The organism is Janibacter corallicola NBRC 107790 (assembly GCF_001570965.1).
Taxonomy (GTDB): domain Bacteria; phylum Actinomycetota; class Actinomycetes; order Actinomycetales; family Dermatophilaceae; genus Janibacter; species Janibacter corallicola.
In genome coordinates this window covers 17,907-41,632 of record NZ_BCSR01000021.1, presented here as the reverse complement: position 1 = coordinate 41,632, position 23,726 = coordinate 17,907, and the positions used below count along the sequence as shown (strand labels likewise).

Annotated in this window: 19 protein-coding genes and 2 tRNA genes; 13 read left to right on the top strand and 8 right to left on the bottom strand. The window is 71.4% G+C overall.

All coding sequences use genetic code 11. The features are described from left to right. Window positions 1-15: 15 nt before the first annotated feature. Window positions 16-732: a hypothetical protein gene (locus tag JCO01S_RS09235; RefSeq protein ID WP_068254245.1), complete on the bottom strand. Its 717-nt coding sequence runs from the start codon at window positions 730-732 to the stop codon at window positions 16-18. Window positions 733-775: 43 nt separating this feature from the next. Beyond that, the gene (locus tag JCO01S_RS09230; protein ID WP_169796924.1) at window positions 776-1,750 is read right to left on the bottom strand and encodes a glycerophosphodiester phosphodiesterase family protein; all 975 of its coding nucleotides are present in this window, start codon (window positions 1,748-1,750) and stop codon (window positions 776-778) included. 78 nt (window positions 1,751-1,828) lie between these two features. Here JCO01S_RS09230 and argG point away from each other — a divergent pair, with 78 nt between their 5' ends. The 7 genes from argG (at window position 1,829) to JCO01S_RS09195 (ending at window position 9,827) form a co-directional block, all read left to right on the top strand. Then, entirely contained in the window at window positions 1,829-3,256 is a 1,428-nt protein-coding gene (gene argG / locus JCO01S_RS09225) for an argininosuccinate synthase (protein WP_068254233.1), read from the top strand. A gap of 61 nt (window positions 3,257-3,317) precedes the next feature. Then, window positions 3,318-4,493, top strand: coding sequence for a PucR family transcriptional regulator (locus JCO01S_RS09220; protein WP_068254232.1), 1,176 nt, complete (start codon window positions 3,318-3,320; stop codon window positions 4,491-4,493). 56 nt (window positions 4,494-4,549) lie between these two features. Next, window positions 4,550-5,734 carry an acyltransferase domain-containing protein gene (locus tag JCO01S_RS09215; protein WP_068254229.1) on the top strand — a complete coding sequence of 395 codons (1,185 nt, stop codon included), beginning with the start codon at window positions 4,550-4,552 and terminating at the stop codon, window positions 5,732-5,734. Next, window positions 5,731-6,729, top strand: coding sequence for a beta-ketoacyl-ACP synthase III (locus JCO01S_RS09210; protein WP_068254226.1), 999 nt, complete (start codon window positions 5,731-5,733; stop codon window positions 6,727-6,729). Before JCO01S_RS09215 ends, JCO01S_RS09210 begins: the two co-directional genes overlap by 4 nt. A gap of 68 nt (window positions 6,730-6,797) precedes the next feature. Further along, the gene (locus tag JCO01S_RS09205; protein ID WP_068254222.1) at window positions 6,798-7,049 is read left to right on the top strand and encodes an acyl carrier protein; all 252 of its coding nucleotides are present in this window, start codon (window positions 6,798-6,800) and stop codon (window positions 7,047-7,049) included. 88 nt (window positions 7,050-7,137) lie between these two features. Further along, a complete protein-coding gene (gene fabF, locus JCO01S_RS09200) occupies window positions 7,138-8,388 on the top strand; it encodes a beta-ketoacyl-ACP synthase II (RefSeq protein WP_068254219.1) in 1,251 nt (416 codons plus the stop codon). Next, complete coding sequence (locus JCO01S_RS09195) at window positions 8,388-9,827, top strand: acyl-CoA carboxylase subunit beta (protein WP_068254212.1); 1,440 nt, start codon at window positions 8,388-8,390, stop codon at window positions 9,825-9,827. Before fabF ends, JCO01S_RS09195 begins: the two co-directional genes overlap by 1 nt. A gap of 141 nt (window positions 9,828-9,968) precedes the next feature. On the opposite strand, the gene JCO01S_RS09190 is transcribed toward JCO01S_RS09195, so the two are convergent. Continuing rightward, window positions 9,969-10,481 (bottom strand): DUF3145 domain-containing protein, encoded by a 513-nt coding sequence (locus JCO01S_RS09190; protein ID WP_068254209.1) that lies wholly within the window; start codon window positions 10,479-10,481, stop codon window positions 9,969-9,971. A 235-nt stretch (window positions 10,482-10,716) separates the two neighbouring features. Between JCO01S_RS09190 and JCO01S_RS09185 the strand changes: the two genes are divergently transcribed. The 3 genes from JCO01S_RS09185 to JCO01S_RS09175 all read left to right on the top strand — a co-directional run bounded on the left by JCO01S_RS09185 (window position 10,717) and on the right by JCO01S_RS09175 (window position 11,670). Further along, a tRNA-Ile gene (locus JCO01S_RS09185) sits at window positions 10,717-10,790 on the top strand. A 24-nt stretch (window positions 10,791-10,814) separates the two neighbouring features. Beyond that, the gene (locus JCO01S_RS09180; protein WP_084342794.1) at window positions 10,815-11,444 is read left to right on the top strand and encodes a cyclase family protein; all 630 of its coding nucleotides are present in this window, start codon (window positions 10,815-10,817) and stop codon (window positions 11,442-11,444) included. A gap of 31 nt (window positions 11,445-11,475) precedes the next feature. Then, window positions 11,476-11,670: a DUF1428 family protein gene (locus JCO01S_RS09175; RefSeq protein ID WP_068254206.1), complete on the top strand. Its 195-nt coding sequence runs from the start codon at window positions 11,476-11,478 to the stop codon at window positions 11,668-11,670. Window positions 11,671-11,818: 148 nt separating this feature from the next. Here JCO01S_RS09175 and JCO01S_RS09170 read toward each other — a convergent pair. From JCO01S_RS09170 to dnaG, 4 genes are all read right to left on the bottom strand, one after another. After that, window positions 11,819-11,894, bottom strand: a tRNA-Asn gene (locus JCO01S_RS09170). A 282-nt stretch (window positions 11,895-12,176) separates the two neighbouring features. Next, entirely contained in the window at window positions 12,177-13,181 is a 1,005-nt protein-coding gene (locus JCO01S_RS09165; RefSeq protein WP_068254203.1) for an isopenicillin N synthase family dioxygenase, read from the bottom strand. An 88-nt stretch (window positions 13,182-13,269) separates the two neighbouring features. Further along, entirely contained in the window at window positions 13,270-13,725 is a 456-nt protein-coding gene (locus JCO01S_RS09160) for a hypothetical protein (RefSeq protein ID WP_157074544.1), read from the bottom strand. Window positions 13,726-13,786: 61 nt separating this feature from the next. After that, the gene (gene dnaG / locus JCO01S_RS09155; protein WP_068254198.1) at window positions 13,787-15,712 is read right to left on the bottom strand and encodes a DNA primase; all 1,926 of its coding nucleotides are present in this window, start codon (window positions 15,710-15,712) and stop codon (window positions 13,787-13,789) included. A 229-nt stretch (window positions 15,713-15,941) separates the two neighbouring features. Between dnaG and acs the strand changes: the two genes are divergently transcribed. Both acs and JCO01S_RS09145 read left to right on the top strand, forming a co-directional pair. Beyond that, window positions 15,942-17,891, top strand: a complete 1,950-nt coding sequence (gene acs / locus JCO01S_RS09150; protein ID WP_068254182.1) for an acetate--CoA ligase — start codon at window positions 15,942-15,944, stop codon at window positions 17,889-17,891. A gap of 213 nt (window positions 17,892-18,104) precedes the next feature. Next, window positions 18,105-18,761 carry an acetate uptake transporter gene (locus JCO01S_RS09145; protein ID WP_084342793.1) on the top strand — a complete coding sequence of 219 codons (657 nt, stop codon included), beginning with the start codon at window positions 18,105-18,107 and terminating at the stop codon, window positions 18,759-18,761. On the opposite strand, the gene JCO01S_RS09140 is transcribed toward JCO01S_RS09145, so the two are convergent. Continuing rightward, window positions 18,724-19,983, bottom strand: a complete 1,260-nt coding sequence (locus JCO01S_RS09140; RefSeq protein ID WP_068254181.1) for a deoxyguanosinetriphosphate triphosphohydrolase — start codon at window positions 19,981-19,983, stop codon at window positions 18,724-18,726. The genes JCO01S_RS09145 and JCO01S_RS09140 overlap by 38 nt on opposite strands. A 129-nt stretch (window positions 19,984-20,112) precedes the next feature. Between JCO01S_RS09140 and JCO01S_RS09135 the strand changes: the two genes are divergently transcribed. Further along, on the top strand, window positions 20,113-23,487 hold the full coding sequence (locus JCO01S_RS09135) for a pyruvate carboxylase (protein WP_068254174.1): 3,375 nt from the start codon (window positions 20,113-20,115) through the stop codon (window positions 23,485-23,487). The last annotated feature ends 239 nt before the right edge of the window (window positions 23,488-23,726 follow it).

Genomic DNA, 23,726 nt, shown 5'->3' with positions numbered 1-23,726 from the left:
AGCGGCGCGGACCGCTCAGCCGCGCGCGGCGACGACCGCGAGCAGGTCCCTCAGGGCGCGGGTCGCCTCGCAGCCGCACCGGACCGCCGCCGGGAAGGGCACCCGCAGGTCCCTGCGGCAGGTGCCGATGTACTCCCGCAGCACCAGCCCCCTCTCGTCGGCGAGCACCGGCCGGACGACCGAGACCGGCTGCACCCGGTCGGCCACGAGCTCGCGCAGGGTCTCCCGGTGGTGGGCGTCGAGGTGGGTGATCCAGCCGTCCTGCCAGCCCGCGAGGGCGTCGACCCCCGCGGCCGCGTACTCCTTGGCACCGACCTCGACGGCAGGGTGGTCCGCACGGCGCCGCTCGACGGTCCACTCCAGGGCGACCGAGTCCGGCACCAGCCGGATGACCACCCCGCCCACCGGCTCCCGGAGGTGCTCGCGCACTGTCTCCTCGAGGGTGTCGGCGGCCAGCACCTCACCGGTCCCCGACAGGTGGACCACCCCTCGGACGCGGCCGGGGTGGGCGACCCCCGAGACGTCCGAGACGCTCGCCTGGATCGTTGGGCCGGGCCACCCGGGGACCACGAGGTCCGCGCAGTCCGGCGCAGCCTCCGTCATCGAGAGGAGCAGCGCCCCCTGCTGGTCCACCGCGTGTGCGGCCACGGGCCTGCTGCGGCCCGGAACTCCCACCTCCACCGAGCAGGCGGTGGCGACGACGGTCCTGGCCAGGCGTGCGGGATTGTCCACGGGCTCCTCCTCGGCGATGAGTTCAGGTTAGGCTAACCTAAACTTATCGGTGCCGCTCGGCAACCCCCACGTCGGGATGGTCGCAGAAGAGCCCGTCGACGCCCGCCTCGAGGAAGGCGCGCACCTCCCCCTCGCCGTCGCCCCGGCCGGCCGGAGCCGCCCCCAGGCGCAGCTCGGTGGGGAGGAAGGCGTTCTCCGTGCGGAAGGTCCACGGGACCACGAGCAGCCCGGCATCATGGGCGTCCCGCACGAGCGAGGTCGGCTCCGCGAGGGTGCCGTCCTCGCGGCGGGGGATGACCTGCTCCTTGCCCGGGGCGACCCCGTCCACCGAACGGGCCAGCTCGGCGAGCCCCTCCGGGGCGAGCAGCCCCTCGTAGGTGGCGCTCCGAGCGCGAAGGTCCCACGGCCCCCCCTCCGCCTCGGTCAGCAGGACCGTGGCGACGCCCAGGCCGTGCCGCCGGCGCAGCTCCGCCAGAAAGGTCGGCTCGAAGCACTGCACCCACACCGGTGCCTGCGGGTCGTCCAGGCCGTGGGCCCGCAGGAGCCGGACCAACTCGGTGGCCGCGTCGAGGCCGTGGTCGTGCAGGTACGTCGGGTGCTTGACCTCGGGCATGATGCCGATCGGACGACCGGCCTCGTCCGACAACGTCTCCCGCAGCTGCAGGCACTCCTCGAAGGTCAGCACGCCGAAGCGGTCGTCGTACTCGCTCGAACGCAGCTCGGGCAGCCGTTCCCGCGCCCGGAGCGTGCGCAGCTCCGTCAGGGTGAGGTCCTCGGTGAACCACCCGGTGACCGACTGGCCGTCCACGAGCTTCGTGCGCCGACGTTCCGACAGCTCGGGATGGTCGGCGATGTCGGTGGTCTCCGAGACGTCCGGCTCGTGGCGGTCGACGAGCACTCCGTCGCGGGTCATGACGAGGTCGGGCTCGATGAAGTCGGCCCCCAGCTCGACGGCGAGCTCGTAGCTCGCGCGGGTGTGCTCGGGCCGGTAGCCGGAGGCCCCGCGGTGGGCGACCACGGTGACTGGGCCGTCGCGGTGTCCGCGCCCGTGGAGTCGTGTCGTGCTCGGGGCGAATGACGTCCTAGGGTGGGGCACGTGTCCAAGGTACTGACTTCCCTCCCTGTTGGTGAACGTGTCGGGATCGCCTTCTCCGGCGGCCTCGACACCTCGGTGGCCGTCGCGTGGATGCGCGAGAAGGGGGCGGTGCCGTGCACCTACACCGCCGACCTGGGCCAGTACGACGAGGACGACATCGCGTCGATCCCCGGCCGCGCGGGCCAGTACGGCGCCGAGCTCTCCCGACTCGTGGACTGCAAGGGCGCGCTGGTCGAGGAAGGGTTCTCCGCGATCGCGTGCGGCGCCTTCCACATCACGAGCGGGGGCCGGACCTACTTCAACACCACGCCCCTCGGTCGCGCGGTCACCGGCACGCTGCTCGTGCGGGCGATGAAGGAGGACGGCGTCTCCATCTGGGGTGACGGCTCCACCTTCAAGGGCAACGACATCGAGCGCTTCTACCGCTACGGCCTCATGGCCAACCCGGCGCTGCGCATCTACAAGCCGTGGCTGGACGCGGAGTTCGTCACCGAGCTCGGCGGGCGCCAGGAGATGTCGGAGTGGTTGACCGAGCGCGACCTCCCCTACCGCGACAGCGCGGAGAAGGCCTACTCCACCGACGCCAACATCTGGGGCGCCACCCACGAGGCGAAGACCCTCGAGCACCTCGACGAGTCGATCGAGGTCGTCGACCCGATCATGGGCGTGCGCTTCTGGGACCCGCAGGTGGCCATCGAGCCAGAGGACGTGACCGTGCGCTTCGAGCGCGGGCGTCCGGTGGCGATCAACGGTGACGACTTCGGTGGCGACGCCGTGCGCCTGGTCCTGGCGGCCAACGAGATCGGCGGCCGGCACGGTCTGGGCATGTCCGACCAGATCGAGAACCGCATCATCGAGGCCAAGTCCCGCGGCATCTACGAGGGGCCGGCCATCGCGCTGCTGCACATCACCTACGAGCGCCTCCTGGCCGCGGTCCACAACGAGGACACCCTCGCCAGCTACCACTCCGAGGGCCGCCGCCTCGGCCGCCTGATGTACGAGGGCCGCTGGTTCGACCCGCAGGCGCTCATGCTGCGGGAGTCCCTGCAGCGCTGGGTCGCCGGCGCCGTGACCGGCGAGGTCACGCTGCGGCTGCGCCGCGGCGAGGACTGGTCGATCGTGGACACCCGTGGCGAGAACTTCAGCTACCACCCGGACAAGCTCTCGATGGAGCGCACCGAGAACGCCGCCTTCGGTCCGATCGACCGCATCGGGCAGCTGACGATGCGCAACCTCGACGTCGCCGACAGCCGGAGCAAGCTCGAGCTCTACGCCGCCCAGGACCAGTTGAGCGGCGGCTACCTGGAGATCATGGGCGAGCTCGAGGCCGGCGGCGGCGCCCAGATCGCCTCCAACCCGGTCGCGGCGACCGCCGACGACCAGGACGACGCACTGGACCGGGCGGCGATGGAGTTCGGCACCGACTGACTCGGCGGCCACGTCCGGGGGCGCGAGCGCCTTTGTGTGCTTCGCACATAGACTTGTCGGCATGTCGCGCCGCGGTCTGGTCTCCCTGACGACCCGGCGACGGGTGCGCCGCAGCGCCGGTGACCTGGCCACGGCGGCCTCCCGACGGGTCGAGGAGCAGCACGTCTGGTACGCCTCCCTCACCGCCCAGGAGCAGTCCTGGGTCGGGATGGTGGCCCAGGCCGGGATCCTCAACTTCGTCGAGTGGCTCGACGGCGAGGTCAGCGCCGACACCCGGGCCGCCTTCGGCGCGGCACCCCAGCAGCTGACCCGCCGGATCAGCCTGGCCCAGACCCTCGAGCTGGTCCGCACCGTCGTCGAGGTCGTCGAGGAGCGCGTCGAGGAGCTCGCCCGGCCGAAGGACGTCAGCGACCTGCGCATCGCAGTGCTGCGCTACTCCCGGGAGATCGCCTTCGGGGCCGCCGAGGTGTACGCCAATGCAGCGGAGGCTCGCGGCGCCTGGGACGCCCGGCTGGAGTCCCTCGTCATCGACGCGGTCATGCGCGGCGAGGTGGACGAGGCGATCCGCACCCGCTCCGCCGCGCTGGGCTGGGACGCGGTCGAGGACGTCTTCGTCCTCGTCGGCGACTCCCCCCACGCCGTGGGCGAGGACGCGGCCAGCGGCGTCGCCGCGCTGCACCGAAGTGCCCGCCAGCTCGGCCTGCAGGTCCTCACCGGGGTGCAGGGCTCCCGGCTCGTCGCCATCGTCGGTGGCGTGGCCGACCCGAGCGCGACGGCCGAGGCGCTGGCCCCCTGCTTCCACGACGGCGACCTCGTCCACGGCCCGCTCGTCGACGGGCTGGCGCAGGGGGCCCTCTCCGCGCACGCCGCCGTCGCCGGCCACATGGCGGCCGCCGCCTGGCCCGGGCGCCCCCGCACGGTCGCCGCGGACGACCTGCTCGCCGAGCGGGTGCTCGCCGGCGACGAGCTCGCGGTGACCCAGCTCCGCGAACGGGTGGACCTCCCCCTTCGCGCCCACCCGTCACTGCTGGAGACCGCCCGGGCCCACCTGGACGCGACCGGGCTGGAGGCCACGGCACGGGAGCTCGTCGTCCACGTGAACACGGTGCGGTACCGACTGCGCCGCATCGCCGAGGAGGTCGGCTACGACCTCACCGTCCCGCACGAGGCCTTCACGGTCCGGGTCGCCCTGTCCCTCGGAGGCCTTTTGGAGGAACCCTCCAAAGTCGAGGACTGATTGTCTGTCCGTGTCGAGGTCGCCCCCCGGCACGCTCGGGCGGGAGAGTTGATCCCGTGCTCGCCATCACCTGCCCCGGTCAAGGATCACAGACCCCCGGCTTCCTCGCCCCGTGGCTCGAGCTGCCCGGCGTCGCGGACCGCCTGAACTGGCTGTCCACCGTCGCCGGCCTCGACCTCGAGGCGCACGGGACCACCTCCGACGAGGAGACGATCAAGGACACCGCGGTCGCGCAGCCGCTCATCGTCGCCTCCGGCCTCCTCGCCCTGCTGACCCTCTTCGAGCACCCCGCCGACGGCTTCCGGGTCGTCGGCGCCGGTGCCGGTCACAGCGTCGGGGAGATCACCGCGGCCAGCGCCGCCGGCGTCATCAGCGCCGAGCAGGCCATGGTCCTGGTCCGGGAGCGCGGTCGCTCGATGGCCGAGGCCGCCGCCGCGACCCCGACCGGCATGAGCGCCGTCCTCGGGGGTGACCCGGCCGAGGTCACCGCCGCCGTCGAGGCCGTCGGCCTCACCCCCGCCAACGTCAACGGCGCCGGCCAGATCGTCGCCGCCGGCACGACGGAGCAGCTGGCGGCCCTCGCCGAGAACCCGCCGGCCAAGGCGCGCGTCATGCCGCTGAAGGTGGCCGGGGCCTTCCACACCGAACACATGGCCCCCGCCGTGGACACCCTCGGCCGCCTCGCCAAGGCCGTCTCCACCCATGACGCCCGGGTGCCGCTCGTCTCCAACACCGACGGCGAGATCATCCACTCCGGTCCCGAGGTGCTGCGCCGCATCGTCAGCCAGGTGCGCAATCCCGTCCGCTGGGACCTGTGCATGGAGACGATGAAGGACATCGGCGTCACCGGCGTCATCGAGATCCCCCCGGCCGGCGCTCTCACCGGCCTGTGCAAGCGCGGGCTGAAGGGCGTGGAGACCCTCGCCCTGAAGACCCCGGACGACCTGGCGAAGGCCCAGCGGATGATCCGCGAGCACGGCTCGGCCCGGCAGCAGGCCTTCCAGCCCACGTGGCGCATCATCACCGCGCCGGTCAAGGGCACGGTCGCCATCCCCGGCAGCGCTCCGGGCACCGAGGTCGGCGCCGGCCAGGTCGTCGCCAGCATCTCCTCCCTTCGCGACACCCGCGAGGTGCTCGCCGACCACTCCGGACGGGTCGTCGAGTGGTTGGTCGAGGACGGGGACCCGGTCTCCCCCGGCCAGCCGCTGCTGCGCATGCACCCCCAGGGAACGTCCGCATGAGCGCGATCACCGTGCCCGACACGCTCCGGCACGCCCGGATCACCGGCGTCGGCGCCTACCGCCCCGTCGCGGTCGTACCCAACAGCGAGATCATCGGCCCGATCGACTCCTCCGACCAGTGGATCAAGGAGCGCTCCGGGATCGAGTCCCGCCACCGGGCCGGCGAGGGTGAGTCCGTCGTCGAGATGTCCGTGCAGGCGGCGAAGGGGGCCATGGAGCAGGCCGGCGTCGGTGCCGAGCAGCTCGGCGGCGTCATCGTCGCGACGGTCACCCACCCGTACCAGACCCCCGGCGCGGCGCCCGAGGTGGCGGCACGTCTCGGCAGTGGAGCGGCCGCCTTCGACATCTCCGCGGCGTGCGCCGGCTACTGCTACGCGATCTCGATCGCCAGCGACATGGTCCGGGTCGGCACCGCCGACCACGTGCTCGTCGTCGGCGTCGAGCGGATGCTCGACTTCACCGACCCCGAGGACCGGGGCTCGGCCTTCATCTTCGGTGACGGCGCAGGGGCCGTCGTCGTCTCCCCCAGCAACACCCCGGGCATCGGCCCGACTGTGTGGGGCAGCGACGGTGACAAGCGCCAGCTGATCGCCCAGCGCGACTCGTGGAACGACCTGCACACGGACCGTGGGCTGCGCTGGCCGGCGATCGTCATGGAGGGCCCGAGCGTCTTCCGGTGGGCGGTGTGGTCGATGGTCAAGGAGGCCCAGCGCGCCCTCGACGCCGCCGGCGTGCGCGCCGAGGACCTGGCAGCCTTCATCCCCCACCAGGCCAATGTGCGCATCATCGACCAGATGGCCAAGACCCTCGGCCTGCCCGAGGGCCTGCCCGTCGCCCGTGACATCCGCACCACCGCCAACACCTCCGCGGCCTCCGTCCCGCTCGCGATGGAGCGGATGCTGCGCGAGGGCGAGGTCGCCTCCGGCGGTCTGGCCCTGCAGATCGGCTTCGGTGCCGGTCTCGTGTGGGCCGCCCAGGTCGTGACCCTCCCCTGAAGTCCACCCGCCGGCCCGACGGGAGTCTTCGGGTCACCGCACAGCCGACACGCATAGGAGCTGCCCACATGGCACACAGCGACCAGGAGATCCTCGCCGGCCTCGCCGAGATCGTCTCGGAGGAGACGGGTATCGACACCTCCGAGGTGACCGCCGAGAAGACCTTCACCGATGACCTCGACGTCGACTCGCTGTCGATGATGACCATCGCCGTCACCGCCGAGGAGAAGTTCGGGGCCAAGATCCCGGACGAGGAGGTCAAGAACCTCAAGACCGTCGGCGACGCCGTCACCTACATCAAGTCCAACCAGCCGGCCTGATGCCATGCCGGTTCCCCCTTCGATCAGGGCGAAGGGGGAGCCGGCCACCCATTCCATCCCTCCTCCCCGTCCTCGACAGGAGTCATCCATGACCTCGCCCCGGCCCACCGTCGTCGTCACCGGTCTCGGTGCGACGACCCCGCTCGGCGGGACCGCCGAGCAGTCCTGGCAGGCGGCGCTCGCCGGGACCCCCGGTGCCTCTCCGCTCACCTCCGAGTGGGTCGAGGAGTTCGACCTGCCGATCACCTTCGCCGCCCAGCTGAGCACCCCGGTCGACGAGGTGCTCAAGAAGGTCGAGACCAAGCGGCTCGACCCCTACGCCCAGTACGCGCTCGTCGCGGCCCGCGAGGCGTGGGAGAACGCCGGCGCCCCCGAGGTGGAGCCGGAGCGGCTGGCCAGCGCGGTCGGCACCGGCATCGGGGGCGTGCAGACGCTGCTCACCGCCTGGGAGGCGCTGCGCACCAAGGGCCCGCGGCGGGTCTACCCACTCTCGATCCCGATGCTCATGCCCAACAGCGCTGCCGGCACGGTCTCCCTCGAGTTCGGTGCCCGGGCCGGGGCCCACACGATGGTCTCCGCGTGCTCCTCCGGTGCCGAGTCGATCGGCTACGGGCTCCACCTCATCCGTGAGGGCCTGGCCGACGTCGTCATCGCCGGCGGCTCCGAGGCCTCGATCCACCCGCTGCCCATCGCCGGTTTCGCGGCGATGCAGGCGCTCTCGAAGCGCAACGACTCCCCGCAGACCGCATCCCGGCCCTACGACACCGACCGCGACGGCTTCGTCCTCGGCGAGGGCGGCGCGATCCTGATCCTCGAGTCCGAGGAACACGCTCGCGCCCGCGGCGCGAACATCATCTGCGAGCTCGCCGGTGTCGGCGTCAGCGCCGACAGCCACCACATCGCAGCACCCGAGCCGGAGGGCGCAGGTGCCTCGCGCGCGATGCTGCAGGCCGTCGAGGACGCCGGCGCCAGCGCCGCCGACATCTGCCACATCAACGCCCACGCGACGTCCACCCCGGTCGGGGACGTCGCCGAGCAGGCCGCGATCCGTCGCGCCTTCGGCGACGAGGCCGACCACATGGCGATCAGCGGCACGAAGTCGATGACCGGTCACCTGCTCGGCGCGGCCGGGGCGCTCGAAGCGGTCTTCGCCGCGCAGGCCGTGCGGGACCGGGTCGCTCCCCCGACGATCAACATCGAGAACCTCGACCCCGAGATCACCCTCGACGTGGTGCGCGACGAGAGGCGGGCGCTGCCCGCCGAGGGTCAGCTGACGGTCCTGGACAACTCCTTCGGCTTCGGCGGCCACAACGTCGCCCTGGCCCTGCGGAGCCTCTGATGGCTCGGGAGCCCAACGCCGCCTCCGCCGCCGCCGGGAAGAGCCGTAAGCCGCCCCGGGAGGAGGACCCGCGGAACCCGAACACGCGCCTCGCTGCCTTCTTCGACGAGGGATCGGTCGAGCTGATCACCCCCGACGACGACTCCGGGATGCTCGCCGCGACCGGGACGGTCGACGGCAAGCCGGTGGTCTCCTTCGCCTCCGACGCGACGATCATGGGTGGCGCCATGGGCGTCGCCGGCTGCAAGGTCGTCGTCACCGCCTACGAGCGGGCCCTGGCCGACGGGGTCCCCGTCGTCGGGCTCTGGCACTCCGGTGGGGCGCGCCTGCCCGAGGGCGTGGTCTCGCTGCACGCCGTCGGTGAGGTCTTCGCGATCATGACCCGGGCCTCGGGCGTGGTCCCGCAGATCTCCGTGGTCATCGGCGCCGCCGCCGGCGGGGCCGCGTACGGACCGGCGCTGACCGACATCGTCATCCTCGCCCCGGAGGGGCGGATCTTCGTCACCGGGCCGGACGTCGTCCGCTCGGTCACGGGAGAGGACGTCGACGCCCTTCGCCTCGGTGGCCCGGAGCCGCACGGCCGTCGCTCCGGTGTGGTGCACGTGCTCGCCGAGTCGATCGACGACGCCTACGAGCGGGCCGGTGTGCTCTGCGGGCTGCTCTCCGATCAGGGTGACTTCGACGTCTCCGGCGTGACCGACGTGGACCTGGCCGAGCAGCTGCCGGAGTCGGACAAGCGCGCCTACGACGTGCACCCGCTCACCGAGATGCTGCTGGACTCCGGGCGGACCCAGGAGCTGCACGCGCGCTGGGCGCCGAACATCGTCACCACCCTCGGGCGGCTCGGCGGCCGCACCGTCGGCGTCATCGCCAACAACCCGATGCGCCTCGGTGGCTGCCTGGACTCCTCCTCCGCGGAGAAGGCCGCGCGCTTCGTGCGGATGTGCGACGCCTTCGGGGTGCCGCTCGTCGTGCTCGTCGACGTGCCCGGCTACCTGCCGGGCGTCGGCCAGGAGTGGGACGGCGTCGTGCGAAGGGGGGCGAAGCTGCTGCACGCCTTCGCCGAGGCCGTGGTGCCGCGCGTGACGGTCGTGACCCGCAAGACATACGGCGGGGCATACATCGCGATGAACTCCGCCTCCCTCGGGGCGACGAAGGTCTTCGCCTGGCCGAACGCCCACGTGGCGGTCATGGGCTCGGTCGCCGCGATCCGCATCCTGCACCGGCGCCGGCTCGCCGAGGTCGACGAGGCGGACCGCGAGCAGGTCGAGCAGGAGCTCGCCGAGGAGCACGACCGCCTCTCCGGGGGGCTGCAGCGGGCCGTGGAGATCGGCGTCGTGGACGAGATCCTCGAGCCGGACCGCACCCGATCGAGGCTTGCCGAGGCCCTCTCCGAGGCGCCGGCACGGCGTGGAGAGCACGGCAACATCCCGCTCTGACACTCCCCGCTCACTGAGGTGCGAGGCCGCCCACGGCTGAGCCTCGAAGTGAGCCCACCACAAGACAACCGCGAAGGGCGGGCCGCGCCAAGGAGGCGCGCGGCCCGCCCTTCGCCGTAGGCGGTGTCCTGGGGTCGGTCCTCAGCCGACCTTGTGCAGCCAGCGCACGGGTGCGCCCTCGCCGGCGTGGCGGAAGACCTCGAGCTCGGCGTCCCAGGCCTCACCGAGGAGCTCGCCGAGCATGTCCTCGACCGCCTCCCCGGACCCCTGCGCGAGCGACATGACCTCACGCAGGCGGTTCTCGTGGAGGAAGACGTCGCCCGAGGCGGAGATGTTCGCGTGGTGGATCCCCAGGCTTGGGGTGTGGCTCCAGCGGGAGCCGTCGAGACCCGGTGTGGGCTCCTCGGTCACCTCGTAGCGAACGCCGTCCCACCCGCGCAGGGCAGAGGCGAGCTTCGCTCCGGTGCCGGCCGCGCCGGTCCAGGAGAACTCGGCACGCTTGAGTGACCGGCCGAGGGGCTGCTCGGTCCAGTCCAAAGTCACAGCCTGATCCAGCACGGACTCCAGTGCCCAGGTGATGTGCGGGCACAGCGCCGTGGGGGTGCTGTGGATGAACACCACGCCGCGAGTGCTGATGCGCTTACCTGCAGACATCCTGATCCTCCTTGAGTGCGATGGACGTCTTCCCCAACGCCAGACACTCGGAACATCGGCTGCTGCGCGGTCACGCGGCTTGGTGCTCGTACGGTATGTGCACGTCACGTGCTTGTGGTGCCATTGTGCCCCAAGCGCACCACAAGCACCACCCCGGCCCATGGGTCACTTCTGCCCCACCGATCGGGTCCCCATCCGCGGCCGGGTAGCCTCGGCTCGTCGCCTCCGGGCGAAGGGGGCGATAGCTCAGTCGGTCAGAGCAACGGACTCATAATCCGTCGGTCCCGGGTTCAAGCCCCGGTCGCCCCACCCAGGACGTGCCAGTGTGGAGGGGTGCACGACCTCACCCACCCCATCACCTCGGGGATGCAGACCTATCCCGGAGATCCCTCCGTCACGTGCACTCCAGCGTTGCGCATCGCGACCGACGGCGTCTCGGTGGGCCACTGGGGGCTCGGATCGCACACCGGCACCCACGTCGACGCCCCCGCTCACGTCATCGAGGGCGGTCGGACCCTGGCCGAGGTGGCGCTGCACGAGCTGTGCGGCGAAGCGATCGTGCTGCGCGTCGAGGTCGGCGAGGGATCGCCCTACGGGCTAGCTGAGCTGGAGGCCGCTGTCCGGCTGCCCGCACGACTGTCGCCGATCGTCGTCATCGACACCGGCTGGGCCTCCTACTTCGGGACCGACCGGGCGCTGCTCCACCCGTACCTCGACGGCTCGGCCGCAGCCGAGCTGCTCCGACGCGGGATGCACGTCCTCGCCGTCGACACCCACAGCCCGGACCCGACCCATCTCGAGTCAGAGCTGCCGGTCCACCGGACCGTGCTCGGCGCCGACGGCCTCATCGTGGAGAACCTCACCGGCCTGGCCGCCCTGTCTCCCCGTGCGAGGGTCGGCTTCTTCCCCCTTCGCTTTGGTGGGGACGGCGCCCCGGCGCGGGCGGTGGCCTTCGCTGAGTGAACCCCCAGCCGCAAGAGAGGACCACCACCCAATGACTTTCGCCGACATCACCATCGTTCCGGTCCGCAGCGACCGCAAGGAGGTCTACTTGGAGTACTCGCGCCGCATGGCGGCGGTCTACCGCGACCACGAAACATCCAGCGTCGTCGACTACTGGCAGGCCGACGGCACTGCCGACCAGGACGAGTTCCACGCCGCAGGGCCAACTACGAACCGGGCCAGCTGACCGGCCTCGCGAGCGCGACAGCGGCGGTCCCGGTGAGTCCGTCGTCGTGACGGTCACGCAGTTGCCCTCACCCGAGGCACGCGACCGGGGTAACACGGCCATGACGAGGGCCCCGGATCGGTGAGAATGCCGATCCGGGGCCCGTGTCTGGCTCCCCCGGTTGGACTCGAACCAACAACCCTCCGGTTAACAGCCGAATGCTCTGCCAATTGAGCTACAGGGGATCGCGTTGCCGCGCTGCGTCACCATAACAAGAAGCGGGTCTGGTGACGAAACCCGTCCTTCGAGGCTCGCCTGCTGCGCAGACTCACACCTCAGGAACCGTCCTTCGAGGCTCGGCCGTGTACGGCCTCGCACCTCAGGGACCACCGGGCGCTGAGGTGCGGAGGCCGCCCGCGGCCGGAGCCTCGAAGCGCCGGTCACCCACTCTCGTGCGGTCACGTCCCTTCGAGGCTCACGCCCTAGCGGGCATTCGCACCTCAGGGACCGGGCGGGGCATTCGCACCTCAGGACACGGGAGCCGGGCTCAGCAGGTCTGCGTGGTGCCGGGCAGCGACGTCGGGGTGGGCGCGCAGCCGTGCCTTGAGCAGGTTCGCGCCGTAGGTGTCGTTCAGCACGTTGGCTTCGTCCTGGCTGACGCCGCGGGATCGCGCGGCCAGCTCCGGGGGCAGTTCCACCGGAGGCACTACGGCGTCGAGGCTCGGGTTGAAGAAGAACGGGATCGAGAGCCGCTCGGTACCCAACTCGGGCGCTGTGACCCTGTGGTCGGTGGCCCTGAGGTACCCGTCCGTGGCGACCTCCATCAGCTCACCGATGTTCACGACGAAGGCGTCGTCGCGCGGAGGCACGTCGAGCCAGCCGTCCTCGCTGCGCACCTGGAGGCCCGCCTTGCCCGGCTCGATGAGGAGCAGCGTGAGGATGCCGGGGTCGCTGTGCGCACCCACGCCCTGCCCCGCGTCGGCAGACCCCGGGTAGCGCACCACCTTGAGCATCATCGACGCCGGGTCGAAGCTCGGCTCGAAGTGGTCCGGCCGCGCCCCCAGCGAGATGGCCCACTGCGTGAGGAGCCGGTGGCCCAACTCCTCGAGCCGCTTCATCCACGCGGTGTACGTCGCGCGGAACTCGGGCAGTGCCTCGGGCCACTGGTTGGGGCCGTCGAGCCGCAGGTACGGCGGGTCCACGATCTCCCGCTCCGGCAATTCCGAGCCGAGGTCGATCTGCTCGCGGTGGTCGACCTGCCCCTGGGTGAACTCGCCGTCGAGACGCGTCCAACCGCGGAAGTGCGGGCTCCGCGTCATCTCGATCGCCCTCTTGTCCGCCTCCGGCAGCGCGAAGAAGCGCCGGGCGACGTCGAAGAGCTCGTCGATGACCTCACGCGGGATGCCATGGCGGAGGTGGAAGAAGCCCACCTCGTGGGTCGCGGTGCGCAGGGTCTCGCGGAAACGCTGGGCCGCCTCCGGACCGGCGTCGAGGTCCGCGATGTCGAGGAGCGGGATGGAGCGATCAGCCATAACGCAAGGTTATCTGTTCCATCAGAGTAGGCCTTGAATGGTCGAAGTGTGGACCCTTCGAGGCTCGCCTGCTTCGCAGACTCGCACCTCAGGGACCGGGCTCGCGGCCCACCTGCTCCGCGAGGCTCGCGGCGACCTCCTCCGTCGCCGCAAGCAGCTCTGGGTCGTTCGGATCGCAACCGCGCCCGACGATCGTCTGGGCGATCAAGCGGTCCGTCGTCAGGTCCCTGCGCAGGACGACGCGAGCGCGGCGGGAGCGGTCGAGCTTGACCTGCTCGACGAGAACCACGCTGGCCTGCACCCGTTCGTGCAGGGCGTCGGGCACGCCGCCCGGCGACTCCAGCTCCCACGTCTCCTCCGGGTGCGCATCCACCCAGGTCACCCGCAGCAGGCCCTCCTCGGGATCCCACCGGCCGGCGTCCACGAGGTGCCAGGGCCGGCCGTCCACGAGGTCACCACCCGTGGCCACGAGCCGTCGGTTGGTGATCACGACGGTGGCACCCCCCTTCGCCCCGGCGGTGGCGAGCACCCGCTCCCCCCGCATCAGGGACACCTCGGGCGGGACGGGAGCAGCCTTGTCGCGCACCAACTTCGGCCACCGCACCTCAACCGACCTCCGAGCGAAGGGAGGCGCGCTCCCGCTCCATCGCGTGCAGGCTCGCCGAGAGCTCCCGCAGCGCTCCCTGGTCGGCATCGGGGTCCGCGGAGAGCCGGCGCAGCTGCGCCATCCCGTCGGAGATCCGCCGCCCCAGGGCGACGTCACGCACCTTGACCAACAGCGAGCGGATGTAACTGGGCGGGGGCATCCCCGTCGAGGGATCGTGCACCACCGGCAGCGGTGCGACGGACAGCTCGGCGACGAGCGGCGCCACGGCCAAGGGGGTCGCCTCGTCCACTCGGGCGTGCCAGGCAGCGAGGGTCTCCCCCGCCGCGACCGGTCCGACCTCGCGGACGGCGTCGAAGACCGCACGATGCGCGGGCGCGGTGAAGCTGAGCGGGTCCACCGCGTCCAGCGCCTCCCCGGTGAACATCGTCGGGTGCTGCAGCACCGCCTGGAGGAGCTGGCGCTCGGCCTGCACGATCGGGTCGCGCAGGTCCGGGGTGGGCATCCCGGAGCTCGCCTCGCCGCTCGTCGGCTCCGGCACCGGCTCCTGCCCGCCGGCGGGGGCCCCCTTCGCCTCATCCCGGGCCTGGAGGCGACCTGCCCGGGCCACCGCGTCCCACATCTGCTCGACCTCGACCCCGACCCAGCCGGCGACGGTTCGCACGTACTCCGGCCGCAGCGAGGAGTCCCGGATGCTGTTGATGATCGGCGCCACCGCCCCCATCCCGCGCACCCGGCCCTCGGCGGTGTCCAGATCGAAGCGATCGAGGGTGGTCCGCACCGCGAACTCGAACATCGGCACCGCGTCCTCGATGAGGTCGCGCACCGCCGTCTCGCCCTCGCGCAGCCGCAGGTCGCACGGATCCATGCCGTCCTTGGCGACGGCGACGAAGCTCTGGCTGGCCCACTTCTCGTCCTGGGCGTAGGCCTTCATCGCCGCCTTCTGCCCGGCCGCGTCACCATCGAAGGTGAAGACGACCTTGGCGGGCGCCAGATCGGCCTCGTCCCGCACGATCCGGCGCAGCACCTTGATGTGGTCGGCGCCGAATGCGGTCCCGCAGGTGGCCACCGCGCCCTCGATGCCGGACAGGTGCGCGGCCATGACGTCCGTGTAGCCCTCGACGATGACCGCGCGCCGCTGCGTGGAGATCGACTTCTTGGCCAGGTCGAGCCCATAGAGCACCGAGGACTTCTTGTAGATCGGCGTCTCGGTCGTGTTGAGGTACTTCGCGGCGATCCGGTCGTCGTCGAACAACCGACGGGCGCCGAAGCCGATCGTGTCGCCGGTGATGTCCCGGATCGGCCAGACGAGCCGGCCGCGGAAGCGATCGTAGAGGCCCCGGGAGCCCTTGCCGCACAGACCCCCGACGGTCAGCTCCTCGGGCGTGAAGCCCTTGCCGCGCAGGTACCGCGTGAGCTCCTCCCCGGCCCGGGGTGCGTAGCCGATGCCGAATTGGCGCGCCTCCGGGCTGGCGAAGCCGCGCTCGCGCAGGAAGTCACGACCCGCCCGCGCCTCGGCCGACTCCAGAAGCCGCTCGTGGTAGAACTCCGCGGCTGCACGGTGGGCCTCGATGAGCCGCGAGCGCTTGCCCAGCCCGACCCCGTCGCGGGGTCCGCCGCCGGCCTCGTAGCGCAGCTCCATCCCCACCTTGGCGGCCAGCCGCTCGACTGCCTCGGTGAAGGTCAGGTGGTCGATCGCCTGGACGAAGGAGATGACGTCGCCCCCTTCACCACAGCCGAAGCAGTGGTAGGCGCCGACGGCCTCGCGCACGGTGAAGCTCGGGGTCTTCTCGTCGTGGAAGGGGCACAGCCCCTTCATCGACCCGATGCCCGCCGGGCGCAGGCTGACGTGGTCGCCCGCGATGTCGGTGATCGAGGCGCGCTCCTTGACGGCCTGGACGTCCTCGGCCCTGATCCGGCCCGCCACCTGGCACCTCGCTCCCTCATCGACACCCGTGACCAGCCAGTCTAGGGCCGCTCTTCCCCCGCCCGAGCCGTCCGTCCCCAGGGGCTGGCCCATCGCCGCCGAGAGGCCTAATGTGAGTTGCGTGGGTCACACACGTGAGTCCACGACGTGGACCAGGATCGACGGCCCCGACCACGCTTCCTGCGCGGCAGGGCCGACTCCCTCGGCCTGAGGACACAAGGAGGAAGCAATGGCGGAAGAGACCCAGAACATCAGCGCGCTCATGGCTGAGGAGCGCACCTACCCGCCGGACCCGGAGTTCACCGCCCAGGCGAACGCACAGCCCGGCTTCTACGACCAGGACCCGGACGAGTTCTGGGAGAAGGAGGCCCGTGAGCGGATCAGCTGGTTCACGGACTTCACCAAGCTCAAGGAGTGGGACCGTCCGCACGCGAAGTGGTACCTCGGTGGCCGGCTCAACGTCTGCTACAACTGCGTCGACCGCCACGTGGAGAACGGTCTGGGCGAGAAGGTCGCCTACTACTGGGAGGGCGAGCCGGTCGACGACCGGCTGACCATCACCTACGCGGACCTGCAGTCCCGGGTGGTCAAGGCCGCCAACGCCTTCAAGTCCCTCGGCATCGGCAAGGGCACGAAGGTCGCGGTGTACCTCGGCATGATCCCCGAGGCCCCGGTCACCCTGCTGGCCCTTGCCCGCCTCGGCGCCCCCTTCACCTTCGTCTTCGGCGGCTTCTCGGCCAACGCTCTCGGCAGCCGCATGGTCGAGATGGAGTGCGAGTACCTCATCACCCAGGACGCGAGCAACCGTCGCGGCAAGGCCGCGGTGCTCAAGTCCATCGCGGACGAGGCCATGGACATGGCCCCGACCGTCAGGACCTGCCTCACGGTCAAGCGCACCGGCAGCGACGTGACGATGAAGGACGGCCGCGACCAGTGGTGGCACGACGTCGTCGACGGCCAGTCCGACGACCCCGCCTCCTGCCCCTGCGAGCCGATGGACGCCGAGGACATGTTCTTCCTCATGTTCTCCAGCGGCACCACGGGACGACCGAAGGGGATCGTCCACACCACTGCCGGTTACCTCGTGGGCGTCGCGACGACGCACTACTACGTCTTCGACATCAAGCCGGACACGGTCTACTGGTGCGCCGCCGACATCGGCTGGATCACCGGGCACAGCTACATCGTCTTCGGGCCGCTCGCCAATGCGACGACGAGCATCATGTACGAGGGCACGCCTGACTTCCCGGACAAGGACCGCTGGTGGGACATCATCGAGCGCTACCGGGCCAACGTCCTCTACACGGCACCGACCTCGATCCGCACCCACATGAAGTGGGGCGCCGAGTACGCCCAGCGCCACGACCTGTCCTCGCTGAAGGTCCTCGGCTCCGTCGGTGAGCCGATCAACCCGGAGGCATGGGTCTGGTACCGGGAGAACATCGGTGGCGGGAGGACCCCGATCGTCGACACCTGGTGGCAGACCGAGAACGGCATGATCCTCGTGACCCCGCTCCCGGGGATCACCACGCTCAAGCCCGGCTCGGCCACCCGCCCCTTCCCGGGCGTCAAGGCGGCGGTCTACGACGAGGAGGGCAACGAGATCACGCCCGGGGACGGGGCCGGCTACATGGTCGTCAAGGAGCCCTGGCCGGCGATGTTCCGCACCCTCTACAACGACGACGAGCGGTTCAAGGAGACCTACTGGCAGAAGTTCCCCGACGCCTACCTCGCCGGTGACAGCGCCCGCGTCGACGAGGACGGCGACTTCTGGATGATGGGCCGGATCGATGACGTCATGAACGTCTCGGGCCACCGGCTGTCCACCATCGAGGTCGAGTCCGCGCTCGTGGACCACCCCGAGGTCGCCCAGGCCGCCGTCGTCTCCCGCGCGGACGCGACGACCGGTCAGGCGATCGTCGCCTACGTGACGCTGAAGGAGGGGGCCGAGGGCAGCACGGAGAAGCTGACCGAGCTGCGCAACCACGTCGGCACCGTCATCGGCCCGATCGCCAAGCCGGCGAACATCGTCTTCAGCAACGAGCTGCCGATGACCCGCTCGGGCAAGATCATGCGGCGGCTGCTCAAGGACGTCGCGGAGAACCGCGAGCTCGGTGACACCACGACGCTCGCCGACCCCTCCGTCGTCGAGGAGCTGAAGGCCCGCTCCGAGAGCTGATCACGGCCCGCACCACCGACCGGCCGGGGAGGAGGTGATCGCCCTGCAGACCCCCCTACGAGCCGCACCCAGATGACGTTCCGGCTACACCGGGTGGCGGGCTCCGGACGTGCCCGACCGCCCAGGCTCTCCCCCAACGTGTCCGAGTGGAGCTCGCGACCACACCCCGTGGCGCCGCGAGCGGAATCGCGGCGCGCGACACCAGGAGAAGACATGTCGCAAGCAACGCACCCACACCAGACGACGCAGCACCAGCAGCCCCCGGACCGGCCGGACCCCGGGGTCCACGAGAAGCCCGCACCGGGAGCCTCCATCGCCGACCCGGCAGCCCTCGGGCTGGCCGGCTTCGCCCTGACCACGATGGTGCTGAGCATCGTCAACGCCGGCTGGATCCCCAGCACCGTCGAACCGGTCGTCTTCGGTCTCGCCTTCGCCTACGGCGGCCTCGCCCAGCTCTGTGCCGGGCTGTGGGAGTTCGCTCGGGGCAACACCTTCGGGGCGACGGCGTTCAGCTCCTACGGCGGCTTCTGGCTCTCGTTCTGGTACCTCACCGGCCACACCGACCTCAGCGGGGCCGGGGCGGACGTCAACCAGGGCCTCGGGGTCTACCTGCTCGCCTGGGGTGTCTTCACGCTCTACATGACGGTCGCGGCCACCCGGACCAACACGGCGGTGCTCACGGTCTTCGTCCTGCTGACGATCACCTACATCCTCCTCGGCTGGGGTGAGCTCGCCACGAGTGACGGCCTCACCAAGGCCGGTGGGTACCTCGGCATCCTCACCGCGCTGGCCGCCTGGTACGGCTCCTTCGCGGTCGTGACGAATGCGACCTTCAAGAAGACGGTGGTGCCGATCGGGCCCCGGGAGTGACGACCTGCCCGTGCAGCTCGAGGGCGCGCACGTCGGTGAGGGAGGCGACCTGGTCGATGACCACGCGCAGGCGGGAGTCCGTGTCCTGCGCGGCGGCCAGGTCGAGGCGCAGGTCCGGGTCGAGGCGCGACTCCGGATCCTCCCGGAACCACGCCGCCAGGTCGCCGACCACCCGGCGCTGGAAGGTGTACTCCTCGTCGCGCTCCCCCGAGAACATCACGAAGTGGGCCGCGACCGCCTTGAGCACCGCGACCTCGGCCCGGGAGTCCTCGGGCACGACGAGGCGGGCGTCGTAGCGACCCAGCGGCCCTTCGCCGTGCACCTGACGGGTGGCGGTCTCGGCCGCGTGCACGAAGCGGCCGATGAGCCGGGAGGTCATGTCCTTCAGCGCGGCCAGCGAGGCCCGTGACCCGTCGTGGGAGTCGGGCACGGCGCCGGTGGCCAGCAGCCGCTCCAGCCCGGCCGCAAGGGCCCCGCCCCCGAGGTCGGGGGCGAAGTCCGCCGCCCGCGTCACGACGGCCGCCACCTCGGCGGGGTCGCGCAGCTGGCGCAGGTCCAGGCGGTGGGAGGCGACGGCGTCCTCGACGTCGTGGACGCTGTAGGCCACGTCGTCGGACCAGTCCATGACATCGGACTCGAGACACCGGACGAAGGGGGCGGGACTCCCTTCGCGGATCCACGCGAAGGCGTCCAGGTCCTCCTCGTAGACCCCGAACTTGCGCGTCGGCTCGGGGCCCATCCCCCGTCGCCACGGGTACTTGGTCGTGGCATCGAGGCTGGCCCGGGTGAGGTTGAGCCCGGCGGGGCGTCCGCCGGGGTGGACCCGCTTGGGCTCCAGGCGGGTGAGGATGCGCAGCGTCTGGGCATTGCCCTCGAAACCGCCGATGTCGGCCGCCACCTCGTCGAGGGCACCCTCGCCGTTGTGCCCGAAGGGGGGATGCCCCAGGTCGTGCGCGAGGCAGGCCACCTCCACGACGTCCGCCTCGCAGCCGAGCGCACCGCCGAACTCCCGGCCGATCTGGGCGACCTCGAGGCTGTGGGTGAGCCGGTTGCGCACGAAGTCGTTGCTCATCGGCCCGAGGACCTGGGTCTTGGCCGAGAGGCGACGCAGGGCAGCGGAGTGGATGAGCCGCCCGCGGTCGCGGGCGAAGTCGTCCCGGTCGGCACGCTTGTGCACCGGGTCCTCCGAGACCCAGCGCTCCCGGTCGCTGACGTTGCTCACGTCGAGGAGCCTACGGGGCGGGCCCCCTTCGCCTCCCGCCGCCGCAGTGATCCGCATGGCGGTACGTACGGTGTCCGCCCTGTGGTGAGCGCCATACTGGCCGGGTTCGTCATGACCGGGAAGGGACCCATGTTCGAGAAGATCCTCGTGGCCAACCGTGGCGAGATCGCGGTGCGCGCGTTCCGTGCCGCGACCGAGCTCGATGCCACCACCGTGGCCGTCTACCCGGTCGAGGACCGGATGTCCGAGCACCGGATGAAGGCCGATGAGGCCTACCAGATCGGTGAGGAGGGCCACCCCGTCCGGGCCTACCTGGACCACGAGGCGATCGTGCGGGTCGCGGTCGAGTGCGGCGCGGACGCGATCTACCCCGGCTATGGCTTCCTCTCGGAGAACCCGCTGCTGGCCGAGGAGTGCGCCCGGCACGGGATCACCTTCATCGGCCCGCCCACCGAGGTGCTGGAGCTGACCGGCAACAAGGCCCGGGCCATCGCGGCGGCGCGGGATGCGGGGTTGCCGACGCTCGCGGGCGCCGAGCCGACCGAGGACCTGGACGAGCTGGAGGCGGCCGCGGCGGAGATCGGCTTCCCCGTCTTCGTCAAGGCGGTGAGCGGCGGTGGCGGCCGGGGCATGCGTCGTGTCGAGCGGGCCGAGGACCTGCGCGAGGCCCTCGAGGCCGCCCAGCGCGAGGCGGACGCGGCCTTCGGTGACGCGACGCTCTACCTCGAGGAGGCCGTGGTACGCCCCCGGCACATCGAGGTGCAGGTCGTCGCGGACGCGACCGGCGAGGCGATCCACCTCTACGAGCGTGACTGCTCGGTGCAGCGCCGCCACCAGAAGGTCGTCGAGATCGCTCCTGCGCCGGGGCTGGACCCGCAGCTGCGGGAGGCGATGTGCGCGGACGCGGTGCGCTTCGTGAAGTCCATCGGTTACGTCAACGCCGGCACGGTGGAGTTCCTCCTCGGCGAGGACGGCCGCTACGTCTTCATCGAGATGAACCCGCGGATCCAGGTCGAGCACACCGTGACCGAGGAGGTCACCGAGTTCGACCTCGTCGTGACCCAGATGCGGATCGCCGCCGGCGCCAGCTTCGCCGAGCTGGGGATCAGCCAGGAGGACATCGTCACCCGCGGTTTCGCGCTGCAGTGCCGGATCACGACCGAGGACCCGGCCAACGGCTTCCGTCCCGACTCCGGGACGATCTCGGCCTACCGCTCCGCCGGCGGCACCGGGGTGCGGTTGGACGGCGGCACCACCTTCGTCGGGGCCGACGTCAGCGCGCACTTCGACTCGATGCTCGTCAAGCTCACCTGCCGGGCGCGCACCTTCCCGCTCGCGGTGCGGCGCGCGCGGCGTGCGCTCGCCGAGTTCCGGGTGCGGGGCGTGGCCACCAACCTGCCCTTCCTCGAGGCGGTGCTCACCGACCCCGACTTCCGGGCCGGCGGGGTGAGCACGAGCTTCATCGACGAGCGGCCGCAGCTGCTCGAGGCGCCGAGCGGCAAGGACCGCGCGACGCGGCTGCTGACCTACCTCGCCGACGTCACCGTCAACCAGCCGAACGGCCCGCGCACCACCGACATCCGACCGCGCGAGAAGCTGCCCGAGCTCCCGGACGGCGAGCTGCCCGAAGGGAGCGCCGACCGGCTGCGTCGCCTGGGACCGGCCGGCTTCGCCAAGGACCTGCGGGAGCGCACCGACGTGCCCGTGACGGAGACGACCTTCCGCGACGCCCACCAGTCGCTGCTCGCGACGCGGGTGCGCACGAGGGACCTGGTCCACCCCGCCGAGCACGTCGCCCGGCTCACCCCGCAGCTGCTCTCGGTGGAGGCCTGGGGCGGGGCCACGTACGACGTCGCGCTCCGGTTCCTCCAGGAGGACCCGTGGGAGCGCCTCGCGGCCTTGCACGAGGCGATGCCCAATGTCGCCCTCCAGATGCTGCTGCGCGGGCGCAACACCGTCGGCTACACGCCCTACCCGACGACGGTCACCGACGCCTTCGTCGGCGAGGCGGCGCGCAGCGGCCTCTCGATCTTCCGGATCTTCGACGCGCTCAACGACGTGGAGCAGATGCGTCCGGCCGTCGAGTCGGTGCTCGCGACCGACACCGCCGTCGCCGAGGTCGCGCTCTGCTACACCGGCGACCTGCTCGACCCGGACGAGACGATCTACACCCTCGACTACTACCTGCGCCTCGCCGAGCAGATCGTCGACACCGGCGCGCACGTGCTCGCCATCAAGGACATGGCCGGGCTGCTGCGGGCTCCCGCGGCCGCGACGCTCGTGCAGGCCCTGCGCAGCCGCTTCGACCTGCCGGTGCACCTGCACACCCACGACACCGCCGGCGGGCAGATCGGGACGCTGCTCGCCGCGATCAACGCGGGCGTGGACGCCGTCGACGCGGCCAGCGCCACGATGGCCGGGACCACCTCCCAGCCCTCGCTCTCCGCGCTCGTCGCCGCGACCGACGGCAGCGAGCGCACCACGGGACTGGACATCCGCAATGTCTTCGCGCTGGAGCCCTACTGGGAGGCGGTGCGCACGCTGTACGCCCCCTTCGAATCGGGGCTGGACTCACCGACCGGCCGGGTCTACCGGCACGAGATCCCCGGTGGGCAGCTGTCGAACCTGCGCACCCAGGCCACGGCGCTCGGCCTCGGGGACCGCTTCGAGCAGATCGAGGACATGTACGCCGCGGCCAACCAGATGCTCGGCAACATCGTCAAGGTGACCCCGAGCAGCAAGGTCGTCGGGGACCTCGCGCTGGCCCTCGTCGGTGCCGACGCGGACCCGGCCGACTTCGAGGCCGATCCCACGGCCTACGACATCCCCGACTCGGTGATCGGCTTCCTCGCCGGCGACCTCGGCGACCCTCCGGGCGGCTGGCCGGAACCCTTCCGCAGCCGCGCGCTCGAGGGTCGGACCGTGCGCCCGCCCTCCGGCGACCTGTCCGCGCAGGACGAGGCGGCGCTGCGCGAGGACCCTCGCCCCACGCTGAACCGGCTGCTCTTCCCCGGCCCGACGAGCGACTTCGAGGCAGCGCGGGCCGAGTACGGCGACACCTCGGTGCTCAGCACGATCCCCTTCCTGCACGGGCTGGAGCAGGGCACCGAGTGGGAGGTCGAGATCGAGCCGGGCAAGGTCCTCACCTTCGGCCTGACCTCGATCAGCGAGCCGGACGAGCAGGGCATGCGCACCGTCATGGGCACGGTCAACGGCCAGCTGCGGCCACTGCGGGTGCGCGACCGCTCGGTCGCCTCCGAGGTCGTCGCCGCCGAGAAGGCCGACCCCGCCCGGCAGGGGCACGTCGCGGCCCCCTTCGCCGGGGTGGTCAGCCTGCAGGTGGACGAGGGCGACCGGGTCGAGTCGGGCGACACCGTCGCCACCATCGAGGCGATGAAGATGGAGGCCGGCATCACCACCGCCACCGCGGGGATGGTCTCGCGCACCGCCATCAACAGCCAGCAACAGGTCGAAGGGGGCGACCTCCTGGTCGTCGTGGAATGAGCCCATCGCCTTCGCGCTGGTGCACCCAGGTACGCCCCTCAGTTGCCGATGCTTCCCTCCTCACCGAACGTGTCGGCCCTGTCCTTCAGCTCGCTGCTGCGCCGAGCAGCTTGTCGAAAGGCCCATGGCGCCCTCCAAACCAATGCGGGTGTGTCTCCCGCGCCAGTTGGGCAAGAGCCTTGGCTAGCCCCTCACACAGCAATGCCAGCCCATGTTTCGGAGCCTAGGTTTAACGCTCC